At 73.5% G+C, this 16,542-nt stretch carries 10 protein-coding genes; all 10 read left to right on the plus strand.

What is annotated here, in order from left to right:
• Positions 1-439 precede the first annotated feature (439 nt).
• The 10 genes from ndk (at position 440) to Sdia_RS09050 (ending at position 16,516) form a co-directional block, all read left to right on the plus strand.
• Positions 440-853 (plus strand): nucleoside-diphosphate kinase, encoded by a 414-nt coding sequence (gene ndk, locus Sdia_RS09005; RefSeq protein WP_189500396.1) that lies wholly within the window; start codon positions 440-442, stop codon positions 851-853.
• A 395-nt stretch (positions 854-1,248) separates the two neighbouring features.
• Complete coding sequence (locus Sdia_RS09010; protein WP_100452736.1) at positions 1,249-2,268, plus strand: rod shape-determining protein; 1,020 nt, start codon at positions 1,249-1,251, stop codon at positions 2,266-2,268.
• Positions 2,269-2,433: 165 nt separating this feature from the next.
• Positions 2,434-3,423, plus strand: coding sequence for a rod shape-determining protein MreC (mreC, locus tag Sdia_RS09015; protein ID WP_100452737.1), 990 nt, complete (start codon positions 2,434-2,436; stop codon positions 3,421-3,423).
• Between the two features lie 10 nt (positions 3,424-3,433).
• On the plus strand, positions 3,434-4,108 hold the full coding sequence (gene mreD, locus Sdia_RS09020; RefSeq protein WP_100452738.1) for a rod shape-determining protein MreD: 675 nt from the start codon (positions 3,434-3,436) through the stop codon (positions 4,106-4,108).
• A gap of 40 nt (positions 4,109-4,148) precedes the next feature.
• Positions 4,149-6,329 (plus strand): penicillin-binding protein 2, encoded by a 2,181-nt coding sequence (mrdA, locus tag Sdia_RS09025; protein ID WP_100452739.1) that lies wholly within the window; start codon positions 4,149-4,151, stop codon positions 6,327-6,329.
• On the plus strand, positions 6,329-7,519 hold the full coding sequence (gene rodA / locus Sdia_RS09030; protein WP_100452740.1) for a rod shape-determining protein RodA: 1,191 nt from the start codon (positions 6,329-6,331) through the stop codon (positions 7,517-7,519). Before mrdA ends, rodA begins: the two co-directional genes overlap by 1 nt.
• A 164-nt stretch (positions 7,520-7,683) precedes the next feature.
• Positions 7,684-9,630: a TIGR03960 family B12-binding radical SAM protein gene (locus Sdia_RS09035; protein ID WP_100452741.1), complete on the plus strand. Its 1,947-nt coding sequence runs from the start codon at positions 7,684-7,686 to the stop codon at positions 9,628-9,630.
• A 131-nt stretch (positions 9,631-9,761) separates the two neighbouring features.
• On the plus strand, positions 9,762-10,751 hold the full coding sequence (locus Sdia_RS09040; RefSeq protein WP_207205697.1) for a tellurite resistance/C4-dicarboxylate transporter family protein: 990 nt from the start codon (positions 9,762-9,764) through the stop codon (positions 10,749-10,751).
• Positions 10,752-10,993: 242 nt separating this feature from the next.
• Positions 10,994-11,785: a TIGR03936 family radical SAM-associated protein gene (locus Sdia_RS09045; RefSeq protein WP_100453334.1), complete on the plus strand. Its 792-nt coding sequence runs from the start codon at positions 10,994-10,996 to the stop codon at positions 11,783-11,785.
• A gap of 237 nt (positions 11,786-12,022) precedes the next feature.
• Entirely contained in the window at positions 12,023-16,516 is a 4,494-nt protein-coding gene (locus Sdia_RS09050) for an Rne/Rng family ribonuclease (RefSeq protein WP_189500397.1), read from the plus strand.
• The last annotated feature ends 26 nt before the right edge of the window (positions 16,517-16,542 follow it).

A 16,542-nucleotide genomic window follows, 5' to 3' on the forward strand; every position in this document is an offset into this window, starting at 1 on the left:
CGAGTACGTCCGGTACGAGGGAGATCCGGGCGCACGCCGGGAGCACGCACCGGACGCCGCGGGCTGTGCCACGAGGATCCGCCGGGCCGGCCCCAGGCGTCCTCAACTCCCGCACGGCGCCCGGCACGCACTCCCACCGCACGGGCCGAAGGCCCGAGCGGCTCCGGTGCGGGGACCCTCACGAGGCCCTTCGCCCGGAACGCAGGGGGCGCGCACCGACCCCGCGGACACCGCACCGGAGGTGAGGAGCCTCCCTGGCGGGGGACACCGCGGGGCGTGCCTCACCGGGTGGGAGCGTCCCCGCCGGGGGCCACGCAGAGCGCCCGCGCCATCGCCCCCGGTGCGGGGTGCTGCCCGGCGGGGGTCCGGCTGCGGGCCCGCCGATCACACCCGGTAACCTCGCCCCAACCGCACACCCCCGGCCGCCAAGGAGCCGTACATGACCGAGCGCACTCTCGTCCTGCTCAAGCCCGATGCCCACCGCCGTGGCCTGATCGGCGAGATCATCGGCCGCATCGAGCGCAAGGCGGGCTGGGAGATCACCGCGCTGGAGCTGCGCACGCTGGACGCCGGGACGCTGGAACAGCACTACGGCGAGCACCAGGGCAAGCCCTTCTACGAGCCGCTGATGGGTTTCATGCAGTCCGGCCCGGTCGTCGCCCTGATCGTCGAGGGCGAGCGGGTCGTCGAGGGCGTGCGCCGGCTGGCCGGCCCGACGGACCCGATCGCCGCCGCGCCCGGCTCCATCCGCGGCGACTTCGGCACCATCGTCCGCGAGAACCTCATCCACGCCTCCGACTCGCCCGAGTCGGCCGAGCGCGAGGTCGCCCTCTTCTTCCCGGGGTGCGTCTGAGTCCTCCCCGTGACCGGGGAGTAAGACATTCCGATGCGTGGATTGCGCGGCGGGCCCGTCCGCACCAGACTGTGCGGACGGCCGCGCGGCGCGCCGGGGTCCGCCTCGGCCGGTGACGTCGGGTCAGCACGACGACGTGCCGACGCGCGGCGGTCGGCAGGAGCCGGCCGCCTTCCGCGTATGCGGGCTGTTCGGGGGAACCCATGGCCCGGATGGCACGTCTCCCAGGGCGAGGCGGCCCGTCATCTGCTGACAATGGCGAAGACCCTTGCGCCGTGCCCGTGCGGGCGAGACTACGATGGAAGCCTTCACGCCACAGCACCCACCCTCGCCCTCCTGAAAAGCCGTCAACGCTTCGCTTCGGGAAGGCCAGACGAATCCTGATGGGGAACACAATGTCGTTCATCGGCCGTGACATGGCTGTCGACCTCGGGACCGCCAACACGCTGGTGTACGTCAGGGGCCGAGGGATCGTTCTCAACGAACCGTCCGTCGTCGCCATCAACACCAACACCGGCGGCATCCTCGCGGTAGGTGCCGAAGCCAAGAAGATGATCGGCCGCACCCCCGGCAACATCGTCGCCGTGCGGCCGCTGAAGGACGGTGTCATCGCCGACTTCGAGATCACCGAGCGGATGCTCCGCTACTTCATCCTCAAGATCCACAAGCGGCGCTACCTCGCCCGCCCCCGGGTCGTCGTCTGCGTCCCCTCCGGCATCACGGGGGTCGAGCGCCGCGCGGTCATCGAGGCGTCCACCCAGGCCGGCGCCCGCCAGGTGCACATCATCGAGGAGCCCATGGCCGCCGCCATCGGCTCCGGCCTGCCCGTCCACGAGGCCACCGGCAACATGGTCGTGGACATCGGCGGCGGCACCACCGAGGTCGCCGTGATCTCGCTCGGCGGCATCGTCACCGCCCAGTCCATCCGGGTGGCCGGCGACGAGCTGGACAACGCGATCATCCAGCACGTCAAGAAGGAGTACAGCCTCCTGCTCGGCGAGCGCACCGCCGAGCAGATCAAGCTCACCATCGGCTCGGCCTTCGACCTCGACACCGACGAACACACCGAGATCCGCGGCCGCGACCTGGTCAGCGGCCTCCCCAAGACCGTCGTCATCTCGGCCGGCGAGGTCCGCAAGGCGATCGAGGAGCCGGTCAACGCCATCGTCGACGCGGTCAAGACCACCCTCGACAAGTGCCCGCCCGAGCTGTCCGGCGACGTCATGGACCGCGGCATCGTCCTCACCGGCGGCGGCGCCCTGCTCCGCGGCCTGGACGAGCGGCTCCGCCACGAGACCGGTATGCCCATCCACATCGCCGAGGACCCGCTCGACTCCGTCGCGCTCGGCTCCGGCAAGTGCGTCGAGGAGTTCGAGGCCCTCCAGCAGGTGCTGGACGCCTCCCCCCGCAGGTGACCGCTCCGGGCGGGCCCGCGCGGGCCCGCCCGGAGACGGCGGCCGGAGCACCGGCGGACCCCGGTCCGCAGCGCTCCCTCCCCGGCACCGCCCGGGACCGGACCCGCCGCCCCGCACGACCCGAAGCCCGAAACCATTCCTACGAGGAAGGCACGGCCGCCGCACGTGAGGGACACACGAGAGAGCCGGCTGCTCCTGGTGCTGCTGATCGCCATCGCGTTCGCACTGATCACGGTGGACATCCGCGGCGGTGAGGGCTCGCCGATCGACGGCGCCCGCAAGGCCGCGGCCACCGTCCTCGGACCGGTGGAGAGCGGCGTCGCCGGAGCGGTCGACCCGATCGGCAACGCCGTCGGAGCCGTCCGCGACTCCGGCGGCCGCCACGACCGCATCGCCGCCCTGGAGCGCGAGAACGCCGCACTGAAGACCCGCCTCGGCAGCGACGCGCGCAACCAGAGCCGCGTCCGCCAGCTCGACGCCATGCTGAAGAAGGCCGGCGCCGGCCAGTACGGCATCCGCGGCGCCGAGGTCGTCGCCATCGGCGCCGCCCAGGGTTTCTCCTGGACCGTCACCATCGACGCGGGCAGCAAGGACGGCATCGCCCGCGACATGACCGTCATCAACGGCGACGGCCTCGTCGGCCGCATCACCACCGTCGGCCCGCACACCTCCACCGTGCTGCTCGCCAGCGACCCCGACTTCACCGTCGGCACCCGCATGGAGGGCTCCGACGAACTCGGCTTCGCCACCGGCCAGGGCGACCGCCCGCTCGCCGTCCAGCTGCTCAACGGCAAGTCCAAGGTCAAGAAGGGCGACCGGATGGTCACCTTCGGCTCCCACGCCGACAAGCCCTTCGTGCCCGGGGTCCCCATCGGCGAGGTGGTCCGCGTCGACCCGCTCGGCGGCGACCTGACCCGTACCGTCCACATCAAGCCGTACGTCGGCTTCACCAAGCTCGACATCGTCGGCATCGTCGTCCAGGCCCCCCGTGAGGACCCCCGCGACACCGTGCTGCCGCCCAAGTCGAAGCCGGCCCCCACCCCCACCGTGACGGTCACCGCCCCGCCTCCCGGCGAGGGCGAGGCCCCCGAGGGCGAGGCCGACGAGGCCGGCGCCGCGGCGGGGCAGCCCCAGCCCGGAACCGACCAGGAGTAGAGCTGCTGCCATGCGTCTCAACCGGATTCTGCTCTCCGCCGCGCTGACCGTGGTCGCCCTCGTCGTCCAGGTCAGCATCCTCGCCCGGCTCCAGCTGCCCGGCGCCGTCCCCGACCTGCTGCTGCTCACCGTGCTCGCGCTGGCCATGGTCTACGGGCCCACCGGCGGCAGCCTCGTCGGCTTCGGCGCCGGACTCCTCGCCGACCTCGCGCCCCCGGCCGACCACGCCGTGGGCCGGTACGCCCTGGTCCTCTGCGTCGTCGGCTATCTCGCCGGACTCGCCAAGCCCGAGGGCGGCAAGCTGCGCTCGGCCACCGGCCCGCTGGTCGTCGTGGTCGGCGCCGCCATCGGCTCCACCCTGCTCTACGCGGGCGTCGGCGCCCTCGTCGGCGACACCGCCGCCCGCGACGTCGGCCTCGGCGGACTGCTGTTCACGGCGAGCCTGTACGACCTGATCCTGGCGCCGTTCACCGTGCCGCTGATCATGGCGCTGGCCCGCCGCGGCGAGCACGACCCGGTCGCCGACGCCTCCGGCGGCCCCTCCGGGGGCGACGTCGCCGCGGGCTGGCTCTCCGCCGGCGGCACCGGCCTCGCCATCGGCCGTCAGCGCGGCGGTCTGCGGGCCAGAGCCATGAAGTCCCGGGTGGCCCGGGCCGGACGCATCAAGGGGGTCAAGCGCCTGTGACCGCAACTCCCGCCGCACCTCGCGCGAGGAGGCCCCGCCCGTGAGCAACATCCCCGAGACCGGCCGCACCCCCCGCGTGCAGATCCGGCTCATCGTCATCCAGGTCCTGGTCGTCTCCCTGCTGCTGACCCTGGGCGGGCGGCTGTGGTACCTCCAGATCCGCCAGGGCGACGAGTACGCCGCCAAGGCCTCCGGCAACCACGTGCAGCAGGTCGTCAAGCCCGCCGTGCGCGGGGCCATCCTCGACGCGCGCGGCGTGCCCATCGCCGACAACGAGACCCGCCTCGTCGTCTCCGCCTCGCGCACCGAGCTGATGAAGATGAAGGACGACGGGAAGGCCGTCCTCGGCCGCCTCGCCGAGGTCCTCGGCATGACGCCGAAGGAGGTCGCCGAGAAGGTCCGCCTCTGCGACGCCGAGACCCCCCAGCCCTGCTGGAACGGCTCCCCGTACCAGCCCATCCCCATCACCGACGAGGCCACCGCCAAGCAGGCGCTCCAGATCCGCGAGCGGACCGAGGAGTTCCCCGGCATCTCCGCCGAGCCGACCGCGGTGCGCCGCTACCCGGCCCCCGGCAAGGCCCACACCTCCCAGGTCCTCGGCTACCTCTCCCCGGTCACCGACGAGGAGATCAAGAAGGCCGAGGACAGCGACTCGCCCTACCTCCGCTCCGACCAGGTCGGCCGCTCCGGCCTGGAGCGCACCTACGACAAGGAACTGCGCGGCAAGGCCGGCGTCACCCGCTACGAGGTCGACAACCTCGGCCGCGTCATCGGCGAGGCCGAGTCCGATCCCGCCGAGGCCGGAGCCAACGTCGTCACCAGCATCGACTCCCGCGTCCAGGCGGTCACCGAGTACGAGCTGAACGAGGCGATGAAGGCCGCCCGCAAGGAGATGGACCGCAACACCAACCGGCTCTACGAGGCCGACGCGGGCGCCGCCGTCGTCATGGAGAACAAGACCGGCCGCGTCGTCGCCATGGCCTCGCTGCCCGACTACGACCCCAACTCCTGGGTCGGCGGCATCTCCGGCAAGGACTACGCCAAGTTCACCAGCAAGAAGTCGAACTACCCGCTGCTCAACCGGGCCATCCAGGGCCAGGCCGCGCCGGGCTCGATCTTCAAGGTGATCTCCTCCACCGCCGCCGTCAACGCCGGGTACGACTTCAACGGCAACTACCCCTGCCCCAGCTCGTACTCGATCGGCGGGCAGGTCTTCAAGAACTTCGAGTCCCAGGGATACGGCTCCATCAACCTCGGCCGAGCCCTGGAGGTCTCCTGCGACACCGTCTTCTACCACCTCGCCCATGAGCAGTGGAAGAAGGACGGCGGCAACAACCCCAAGAAGCCCAAGGACTGGTTCTACAAGACCGCCCACCAGTTCGGCCTCGGCAAGGAGACCGGCATCGACCTCCCCAACGAGGTCACCGGCCGCGTCCCCGACCGCCAGTGGAAGAAGGACTACTGGGAGGCCAACAAGGACGGCTGGTGCAAGACCGGCAAGAAGGGCGGCGAGTACGCCGAGCAGATCGCCTACGAGAACTGCCTCGAAGGCATGCGTATGCGCGCCGGTGACTCGGTCAACTACTCCATCGGCCAGGGCGACACCCTCGTCACCCCCATCCAGATGGCCACCATCTACGCGGCCATCGCCAACGGCGGCACCCTCTACGACCCGACCGTCGGCAAGGCCGTCATCAGCGCCGACGGCAAGAAGACCACCGAGATCGAGCCCACGGCCCACGGCAAGCTGCCGATGAACCCGAAGACCAGGAAGCAGATAGAGCAGGCACTCGCGGGCGTCGCGACCACCGGCTCCGCCGCCTGGCGCTTCGGCGGCTGGCCGCAGGACAAGATCCCGATGCACGCCAAGACCGGCACCGCCGAGGTCTACGGCAAGCAGACGACCTCCTGGTTCGCCAGCTACACCCCCGACTACACGATCGTCATGACGATCTCCCAGGGCGGCACCGGCTCCGGCGCCTCCGGCCCGGCGGTCCGCAAGATCTACGAGGCGATGTACGGGCTGACCGAGGACGGCGAGCAGGACGTCAAGAAGGCCCTGCTGCCCGAACCGCAGTCGGCGCTGCCCAAGGTCGAGCCGGACGGGTCGATCCACGCCCCGGCCGTCAAGCCCTACCTGCCCGTCAAGCCGACGCCCCCCGCCGACACCCAGGACCTCGCCACCGCCCCCGGCGGACCCCTTCTCTGGAGGCGCGACTGATGGCCGGCTTCTCCGTCCCCGGCTACGGGCCCGAACGCGCCTCGTGGACCCGGGCCTTCGCCCGCGACTCCGTGGTGCGCCGGCTCGACTGGCCGATGCTGCTGAGCGCGCTCGCCCTCTCCCTGGTCGGTGTCGTCCTGGTCTACTCCGCAACCCGCAACCGGATGGGGCTCAACCAGGGCGACCCGTACTTCTTCTTCGTGCGGCACCTGCTCAACACCGGCATCGGGCTCGCCCTGATGGCGGGCACCATCTGGCTGGGCCACCGCACCCTGCGGACCGCCGTCCCCGTCCTCTACGGCATCTCGGTGCTGCTGATCCTGCTGGTGCTCACCCCGCTGGGCGCCACGATCAACGGCGCCCACGCCTGGCTGGTGATCGGCGGCTTCAGCCTCCAGCCCTCCGAGTTCGTCAAGATCACCATCATCCTCGGCATGGCGATGCTGCTGGCCGCCCGCGTCGACGCCGGGGACCGGGAGCATCCCGACCACCGCACCGTCGTCCTCGCCCTGGCCCTGGCGACCGTGCCGATGCTCATCGTCATGCTGATGCCGGACCTCGGCTCCGTCATGGTCATGGTGATGATCGTGCTCGGCGTCCTGCTCTCCTCCGGTGCCTCCAACCGCTGGATCCTCGGCCTGATCGGGGCCGGAGCCGCCGGGGCGGTCCTGGTGTGGCAGCTCGGTGTCCTGGACGAGTACCAGATCAACCGGTTCGCCGCCTTCGCCAACCCGCAGCTCGACCCGGCGGGCGTCGGCTACAACACCAACCAGGCCCGCATCGCCATCGGCTCCGGCGGCCTCACCGGCACCGGCCTCTTCCAGGGCACGCAGACCACCGGCCAGTTCGTCCCCGAGCAGCAGACCGACTTCGTCTTCACCGTCGCCGGTGAGGAACTCGGCTTCCTCGGCGCGGGTCTCATCATCGCCCTGCTCGGGGTCGTCCTCTGGCGGGCCTGCCGCATCGCCCGCGCCACCACCGAGCTGTACGGCACCATCGTCGCCGGCGGCATCATCGCCTGGTTCGCCTTCCAGTCCTTCGAGAACATCGGCATGACCCTGGGCATCATGCCCGTCGCAGGCCTCCCGCTGCCCTTCGTCAGTTACGGCGGCACCGCCATGTTCGCGGCGTGGATCGCCATAGGACTCCTCCAGTCGATCAAGCTGCAACGGCCCCTCTCCGCGAGCTGACCCGGGCTCCGGCACCGGTACGGGCGCCGGGACGGTACCCGCACCGGGACCGCCCCGGCGCCCGTTCGCCGTCACCGGCGGGAGCGGGCGCCGCGCGGTGTCAAGGGCCGGCCCGTACCACGCTAGGCTGGAGAATCAGCCCTGCCCGCTCACGAAGGTTCCCGATGACTGACCAGTCGACTGCGGAGTCGGTCTTCCCTCAGCTCGAAGCGCTGCTCCCGCACGTACAGAAGCCCATCCAGTACGTCGGCGGTGAGCTGAACTCCACCGTCAAGCCGTGGGAGTCCTGCGACGTCCGCTGGGCCCTGATGTACCCCGACGCCTACGAGGTCGGCCTGCCCAACCAGGGCGTCATGATCCTCTACGAGGTGCTCAACGAGCGCGAGGGCGTCCTCGCCGAACGCACCTACAGCGTCTGGCCCGACCTCGAAGAGCTGATGCGCGAGCACCGCGTCCCGCAGTTCACCGTGGACAGCCACCGGCCCGTCGGCGCCTTCGACGTCTTCGGACTCAGCTTCTCCACCGAGCTGGGCTACACCAACATGCTCACCGCGCTCGACCTCGCGGGCATCCCGCTGAACGCCGCCGACCGCACCGAGGACGACCCGATCGTCCTCGCCGGCGGCCACGCGGCCTTCAACCCGGAGCCGATCGCCGAGTTCATCGACTGCGCCGTCGTCGGCGACGGCGAGCAGGCCGTCCTGGAGATCACCGACATCATCCGGGCCTGGAAGGCCGAGGGCCGCCCCGGCGGCCGCGAGGAGGTCCTCTTCCGCCTCGCCCGCACCGGCGGCGTCTACGTCCCCGCCTTCTACGACGTCGAGTACCTGCCCGACGGCCGCATCGCCCGCGTCGTGCCCAACCGCTCCGGCGTCCCGTGGCGCGTCTCCAAGCACACCGTCATGGACCTCGACGAGTGGCCCTACCCGAAGCAGCCGCTGGTCCCGCTCGCCGAGACCGTCCACGAGCGGATGTCGGTGGAGATCTTCCGCGGCTGCACCCGCGGCTGCCGCTTCTGCCAGGCGGGCATGATCACCCGCCCGGTCCGCGAGCGCTCCATCACCGGCATCGGCGAGATGGTGGACAAGGGCCTGAAGGCCACCGGGTTCGAGGAGGTCGGCCTGCTCTCCCTCTCCTCCGCCGACCACAGCGAGATCGGCGACATCGCCAAGGGCCTCGCCGACCGGTACGAGGAGGACAAGATCGGCCTGTCCCTCCCCTCGACCCGCGTCGACGCCTTCAACGTCGACCTGGCCAACGAGCTGACCCGCAACGGCCGCCGCTCCGGCCTCACCTTCGCCCCCGAGGGCGGCTCCGAACGGATGCGGAAGGTCATCAACAAGATGGTCTCCGAGGAGGACCTGATCCGCACCGTCGCCACCGCCTACGGCAACGGCTGGCGGCAGGTGAAGCTGTACTTCATGTGCGGCCTGCCCACCGAGACCGACGAGGACGTCCTCCAGATCGCCGACATGGCGACCAGCGTCATCGCCAAGGGCCGCCAGGTCTCCGGCTCCCAGGACATCCGCTGCACCGTCTCCATCGGCGGCTTCGTCCCCAAGCCGCACACCCCCTTCCAGTGGGCCCCGCAGCTCTCCGCCGAGCAGACCGACGCCCGCCTGGAGAAGCTCCGCGACAAGATCCGAGGCGACAAGAAGTACGGCCGCTCCATCGGCTTCCGCTACCACGACGGCAAGCCCGGCATCGTCGAGGGCCTCCTCTCCCGCGGCGACCGCCGCATCGGAGCGGTCATCCGCGCCGTCTACGAGGACGGCGGCCGATTCGACGGCTGGCGCGAGTACTTCAGCTACGACCGCTGGATGGCCTGCGCCGAGAAGACCCTCCCCGAGCAGGGCGTCGACGTCGACTGGTACACCACCCGCGAGCGCGGCTACGAGGAGGTCCTCCCCTGGGACCACCTCGACTCCGGCCTCGACAAGGAATGGCTCTGGGAGGACTGGCAGGACGCCCTCGACGAGACCGAGGTCGAGGACTGCCGCTGGACGCCCTGCTTCGACTGCGGGGTGTGCCCGCAGATGGACACCAGCATCCAGGTGGGCCCCACCGGCAAGAAGCTGCTGCCGCTGAGCGTGGTGGGCCAGGGCGGGTAGCGACCGCAACGCGCGTACGACTCGTGCCGGGGACCGTTCGGGCGGTCCCCGGCACTGTCGTGTCCGAGGCCGGGACGGCTGTCCGGCGCGCCGCGGTGGCAGGGCGCGACGGGGGCGCCGAAGGTGGCCTCATGGAATCCCGCACATCTCCGGCCGGCCGCCCCGGAGCCCGGAGGGCGACGTTCGGGCCGGTGGCCGGGGCCGCGGTGATGGCCACCGGGATCGTGTCGACCGGGTGTCACCTGGTGGGGGCCGAGGTGGTGTCCCTGGTGCTGCTCGGGGTGGGCGGGGCCGGTTGGGCGCTGCTGGTGGGGATCTTTCTCCAGCACTTCCTCGGGGCGCGGGAGCAGTGGCGGCGGGAGTCGCGGACGGCGGCCTCGCTGACCGGGGTGGCGGCCACCTCGGTGCTGGGGACGCGGGTGGTGCTGCTGGGGTGGGCGGCGGCCGGGTGGGTGCTGCTGGCGGTGGCCGCCGCGGGTTGGGTGGTGCTGCTGCCGCAGGTGGTGCGGAGCCTGGGGCGGCGGGTGCCGGGGTCGGCGTATCTGACCTGTGTCGCGACGCAGTCGCTCGGGGTGCTCGGGGCGACGCTGGCCCCGGCCACCGGGGTGGCCTGGCCGCTGCCGGTCGCCGTGGTGCTGCTGGTCGCGGGGTTCGGGCTGTACGTGCTGGTGCTGCTGCACTTCGACTTCCGCCAGCTCCAGGAGGGGGCGGGGGACCACTGGGTGGCGTGCGGGGCGCTGGCCATCTCGGCGCTGGCCGCGGGCAAGCTGACGGCGGCGAGCGGGGAGCCGCTGGGGTGGGCCGAACCGCTGCGGTCCTGGCTGTCGGCGGTCACCTTCGTGCTGCTGCTGGCCGCCCTCGCCTGGTACGCGGTGATCGCCGCGGCCGAGCTGCGCCGGCCGCGGCCGGGGTACGACCCCAGGCGGTGGGCCACCGTCTTCCCGCTCGGGATGACGGCGGTGGCCGCGCTGACCGCCGCCGGGGAGGCCGGGCCCGCCACCTCCGGCTGGCTCGACCCCCTCGGGCGGGCCCTGCTGTGGGTGGCCGTGGCGGTCTGGGCGCTGGTGGCGGTGGGGTCGGCGAAGCGGCTGGCGGGGCGGGCGTTGCGCCGAACGCCGTAACCGGAGGAGCGGGGGACGGGGACGGGGCCGAGCATGAGGGGGAGCGGGCGGTCCGGCGCTCCCGACGACGCCATCCGCTGGAGCGGACCGCCCGCTTGCCCCCGCCGAGGCCGGACGGTGCCCGGGTGCGGGAACCTCCGGGCGGCGCGGCGCGTACCCTAGGCAGGGGTACGACCGCACTCACGAGGGACTGAACGACACTGGGTAAGCGACAGCCCGTAGGGCCTCCGCCCGCGCCGACGGTGCAGCGGATCCGTCTGTGCTACACCAAGCGCGGCCGCCTGCGGTTCACCAGCCACCGAGACTTCCAGCGCGCCTTCGAGCGGGCCCTGCGCCGCGCCGAGGTGCCGATGGCCTACTCGGCGGGCTTCACGCCCCACCCGAAGGTGAGTTACGCCAACGCCGCGCCCACCGGTACGGGCAGCGAGGCGGAGTACCTGGAGATCGGGCTCACCGCGCCGCGCGACCCCGCCACACTGCGGGAACTGCTCGACGCCTCGATGCCCGCGGGGCTCGACATCACCGACGCCGTCGAGGCGCGTACCTCCGGTCTCGCCGACCGGCTCCAGGCCTCGCTCTGGGAGCTGCGGCTCGACCAGGTCGAGCCGGACGAGGCCCGGGCGGCCGTCGCCGCCTTCGAGGCGGCGGAGACGGTCGAGGTCCAGCGGCGCACCAAGAACGGCGTGCGGACCTTCGACGCCCGCGCCGCCGTGGCCTCGCTCGACGTGGTCGTACCCACCGGCGAGCCGGGTGATAGGCCGTCGGCACGGCCCTGTGCGATACTGCGGCTGGTTGTGCGGCACGAGACACCCGCCGTACGACCCGACGACGTCCTGTCCGGTCTCCGAGTAGTGGCCGACCTGGCGCCGCCGGTCCCCGCTGCGGTGACCAGGCTGGCGCAGGGGCCTTTCGACGACGAGACCGGCTCGGTGACCGATCCGCTCGCGCCCGACCGCGAGGCGGTCGAGGCCGCCCCCTCCGAGGGCGCCCCGCCCGCCGCCGCGCAGGCCACCACGGCGGTAAGTCCCGCGTAGGGACGCTCGCCGCAGCGCCGCCCTCGAATCCGGGAGCCACCTGGGTCGGGCAGCGCACCGACCAGAAGACTTTCGCCAGGCCGCCCGCGAGACGCGTACGGAACCGGCGAGAACAGGACAGAGAAGCTCCCGTGCGGCGCCCGCGCCCCGGAGGACGGTCCCGCGCACACTTCGCGCGAAGGCGACCGCCACCGGATTCGACGCGGCGCCCGGGAGCGTGACGGGAGATACCCCCGCATGCTCGGATCGAACGACCCCGCCGAAGGCGTGGACGTGGACAACGACAGCCCCAGCGACACCCTGCCGCCGCGCAGGCGACGGCGGGCCGCCTCCCGGCCCGCCGGACCGCCCGCGGCGGCGGAGGCCGCGGCCGTGGCCATACCGGCTCCGGTACCGGCGGAGGCCGAGGCGCCCGCCGCCGAGGCGCCGTCCGGTGACGAACCGGCGCCGCGTCCGCGCCGCCGCGCCACCCGCCGGGCCTCCGCCCCGGCCGGTACGCCCGCCGCCGAGGCGGCGACCACCGAGGCCCCCCCGGCGCAGCCGCAGCCGGCCGCCGCGCAGGCCGAGTCCGGCGCCCAGGCCGAGGAGGCCGCACCGGCCCGCCCGCGCCGCCGCGCGACCCGCCGCGCCGTCGCACCGGCCGGTACGCCGGACACGCCCGTGGCGGAGGAGGCCGCGACGGCCGAGCCGCAGGCCGCGCCGGCGCCCGCCGAGACCACCGAGGCCGCCCCCGCGCGGCCCCGTCGCCGTGCCACGCGGCGCGCCACCGCGCCGGCCGGCGCTCCCACCGCCGAGGCGGAGACCACCGAGGAAGCCCCGGCGCAGCCGCAGCCGGCCGCCGCGCAGGCCGAGTCCGCCGCGCAGGCGGAGGCCGGCGCTCAGACCGAGGAGGCCGCACCGGACCGCCCGCGCCGCCGCGCCGCCCGCCGCGCCTCCGCCCCGGCCGGTGCGCCGGAGACGCCCGAGGCCGCCGGTGCCACCGGCCAGGAACCGGACCCCGAGGCCGCCTCCGCGGAGGAGAGCGCCGCCCCGGCCCGCCGGCGCCGCCGCGCCACCCGGCCCGCCGAGGCCGCCGCGTCCGCGTCCGCGCCCGTCGAGGAGCGGGCGGCCGAGGAGCCCGCCGCCGTGGCGGAGCCCGACGCGCAGGCCGAGGAGGCCGCCCCCACCCGTACGCGCCGCCGTGCCACTCGTCGCGTTTCCGCACCCGTCTCCAGCCCCGCGGCTGCCGAGGCCGAAGGCACGCCGGAGGAGACCACCGTGGCCGAGGACAGCACCAGCGAAGCGAGCACCGGCGACACCGCCGAGGAGAGCGCGCCGCGCCGCGCCCGCCGCAAGCCGGTCCGCAAGGGCGGGCTGTTCAGCGAGCCCGACCAGCCGAAGGCCGCCCGCGAGGAGCGCCAGGAGCAGGAGCCGGGCGGGCGCGGTTCGCGTCGCCGTCCGGCCGTCGCCGTCTTCCAGGCACCGGTCTTCTCGGAGCCCATGTTCCAGACGCCGGAGCGCGCCGCCGCCGAGGCCGCCTCGTCGGCCGCCGCCGACACCTCCGCGCCCGAGCCGGAGGCCGAGGAGCAGGCACCGCGCAAGCGCCGTCGCCGCCGTGGGGAGGACGCTCCGGCGCAGGAGGCCGCGCCGGTCCGCGAGAAGCCGGTGGAGCGGGCCCCCGAGCCCGAGCCCGCCGAGGACGACTCCGAGGCCGAGGCCGAGGACGAGACCCGCACGCGGGACGACGACGAGCACGACAACGGCGACCGGCCCTCGCGCCGACGCCGCCGGGGCGGCCGCCGCCGCCGTCGCGGTGAGTCCGGCGACGCCGACCACGAGCAGGACGAGCAGCAGGAGCAGGGCGCCGGCACCGACGCGCGTACCGGCAGCCAGGAGAGTGCCGCCGAGGACGAGCAGGACGACCACGCGGACGAGCACGAGGGCCGCGAGGAGCGCGACGAGTCCGACCACGACAACGACGCCGACAACGGCTCGGGCTCCAGCAGCAGCCGCCGTCGCCGCCGTCGCCGCCGCCGCGCCGGGGACAGCGGGGGCGAGCAGGAGCAGAGCGCCTCGGGCGACGACCCGGAGCGCACCGTCGTCAAGGTCCGCGAGCCGCGCGAGCGGAAGAGGGACGAGCCCGGCACCGGTCCCGACGAGGTCCAGTCGATCAAGGGCTCGACCCGCCTGGAGGCGAAGAAGCAGCGCCGCCGGGAGGGCCGCGAGCAGGGCCGCCGCCGGGTGCCGATCATCACCGAGGCGGAGTTCCTGGCGCGCCGCGAGGCCGTGGAGCGGGTGATGGTCGTCCGCCAGAGCGGCGAGCGCACCCAGATCGGCGTGCTCGAGGACGACGTGCTCGTCGAGCACTACGTCAACAAGGAGCAGGCCACCTCCTACGTCGGCAACGTCTACCTCGGCAAGGTGCAGAACGTCCTGCCGTCGATGGAGGCCGCCTTCATCGACATCGGCAAGGGCCGCAACGCCGTGCTGTACGCCGGTGAGGTCAACTTCGCCGCGCTGGGCATGGCCCACGGCCCGCGCCGCATCGAGTCGGCGCTCAAGTCCGGCCAGTCGGTCCTGGTGCAGGTCACCAAGGACCCGATCGGCCACAAGGGCGCCCGCCTCACCAGCCAGGTCTCGCTGCCCGGCCGCTACCTCGTCTACGTCCCCGAGGGGTCGATGACGGGCATCAGCCGCAAGCTGCCCGACACCGAGCGGGCCCGCCTCAAGGGCATCCTCAAGAAGATCGTCCCCGAGGACGCGGGCGTCATCGTGCGCACCGCCGCCGAGGGCGCGAGCGAGGAGGAACTGCGCCGCGACGTGGAGCGGCTGCACGGCCAGTGGCAGGAGATCCAGAAGAAGGCGAACGCGAGCAACGCCAGCTCGCCGAGCCTGCTCTACGGCGAGCCCGACATGACGGTCCGGGTCGTCCGCGACATCTTCAACGAGGACTTCTCCAAGGTCATCGTCAGCGGTGACGAGGCATGGAAGACCATCCACGGCTACGTCGGCAAGGTCGCCCCCGACCTGGTCGACCGGCTCCAGCGGTGGACCTCGGAGACCGACGTCTTCGCGACGTACCGGATCGACGAGGGGCTCGCCAAGGCGCTGGACCGCAAGGTGTGGCTGCCGTCGGGCGGTTCGCTGGTGATCGACAAGACCGAGGCGATGATCGTCGTCGACGTCAACACCGGGAAGTTCACCGGCCAGGGCGGCAACCTGGAGGAGACCGTCACCAGGAACAACCTGGAGGCGGCCGAGGAGATCGTGCGCCAGCTGCGGCTGCGCGACCTCGGTGGGATCGTCGTCATCGACTTCATCGACATGGTCCTGGAGTCCAACCGCGACCTGGTCCTGCGCCGCCTGCTGGAGTGCCTGGGCCGGGACCGGACCAAGCACCAGGTGGCCGAGGTGACGTCGCTGGGCCTGGTCCAGATGACGCGTAAGCGGGTCGGTCAGGGGCTGCTGGAGTCGTTCTCGGAGACCTGCGTCCACTGCAACGGCCGGGGTGTCATCGTCCACCTCGACCAGCCGGCCGTCTCCGGCAACGGCGGCAAGCGCAAGAAGCGCGGCAAGGGCGGGCAGGAGGACAGCACCCACACGCACGACCACGGTCACGACACGGAGCCGGAGAGCTTCGAGGCCGAGACGGAGGCCGAGGTCGCCGCCGAGACGGCTGAGCCCGCCGCGCTGCCGTCGCCGGAGTTCGTCCCGGACGAGGAGCTGTACAGCAGCGCCGCCGAGGCCGAGGCGGCCGCCGGCGGGGGCCGCCGCAATCGTCGCCGGGCCACCCGCCGTGCCTCCGCGCCCGCCGGTGCCCCGCGCCGGCCGGAGGAGTCGGGCCGCGAGCAGGCCCCGGTTGCCCGGCAGGAGCAGGCGGCGCCCGTCGCCGAGGCCCCGGCCGCCGCGCCGGAGCCGGTCGTCGAGGCGCCTGCCGCCGAGCCCGCGCCCGCCGCCGAGGCTCAGGCCGCCGAGGCCCCGGCCACCGGGGCTCCGGCCGAGGAGGCGCCGAAGAGGGGCCGTCGCCGGGCCACCCGCCGTGCCTCCGCGCCCGCCGGTGCGCCGGCCGCGTCGGAGCCGGTGAGCGAGCCGGTCGCCGAGGCGCCGGTCGCCGAGGTCGCGGAGGCCCCGCAGGCCACGCCGGTGGCTCCGGAGCCCGAGGCCGAGCCGCAGCCGGAGCCCGCTCCGGCCACCGCGGCCCCGGCCCGGCCGCGCCGGCGCGCCGTCCGCAAGGCGTCGGCGCCGACCGCGTCGGAGGAGGCGGCCGTGGTGGTCGTCGCCGCCGACCGTCCGGAGCCCTCGCCCGAGGCGGCGCCGGAGCAGCCCGCGGCTGCCGCCGAGGCTGCGGCCGAGACCCCCGTGAGCGAGGAGGCCGAGGCGGCGCCCGCCAAGAAGACGGCGCGCAAGACGGCGAAGAAGGCCACCACCAAGAAGGCCGCCGCCACCAAGAAGACGGCGACGGCGAAGAAGGCGACGGCCAAGAAGGCGACGGCCAAGTCGACGGCCAAGGAGGCGACGGCCGAGGAGGCGGCCACCGAGCCGGCTCCGGAGGCGGCCCCCGGGACGGCGCCCCAGGAGGCGGCCCCCGAGGGGACCGCGGCCAAGAAGACGACGGCCAGGAAGACGGCGGCCAAGAAGGCCCCGGCGAAGAAGGCCGCCGCCACCAAGAAGACGGCGACGGCGAAGAAGGCCACGACCAAGAAGGCGACGGCCAAGAAGACGGCCGCCACCGCTCAGCCCGACGAGGACTGAGCACCGTGGCCACGCGGGCCGGCCGG

Origin of the sequence: Streptomyces diastaticus subsp. diastaticus, assembly GCF_011170125.1 — a bacterium.
GTDB classification, from domain to species: domain Bacteria; phylum Actinomycetota; class Actinomycetes; order Streptomycetales; family Streptomycetaceae; genus Streptomyces; species Streptomyces diastaticus.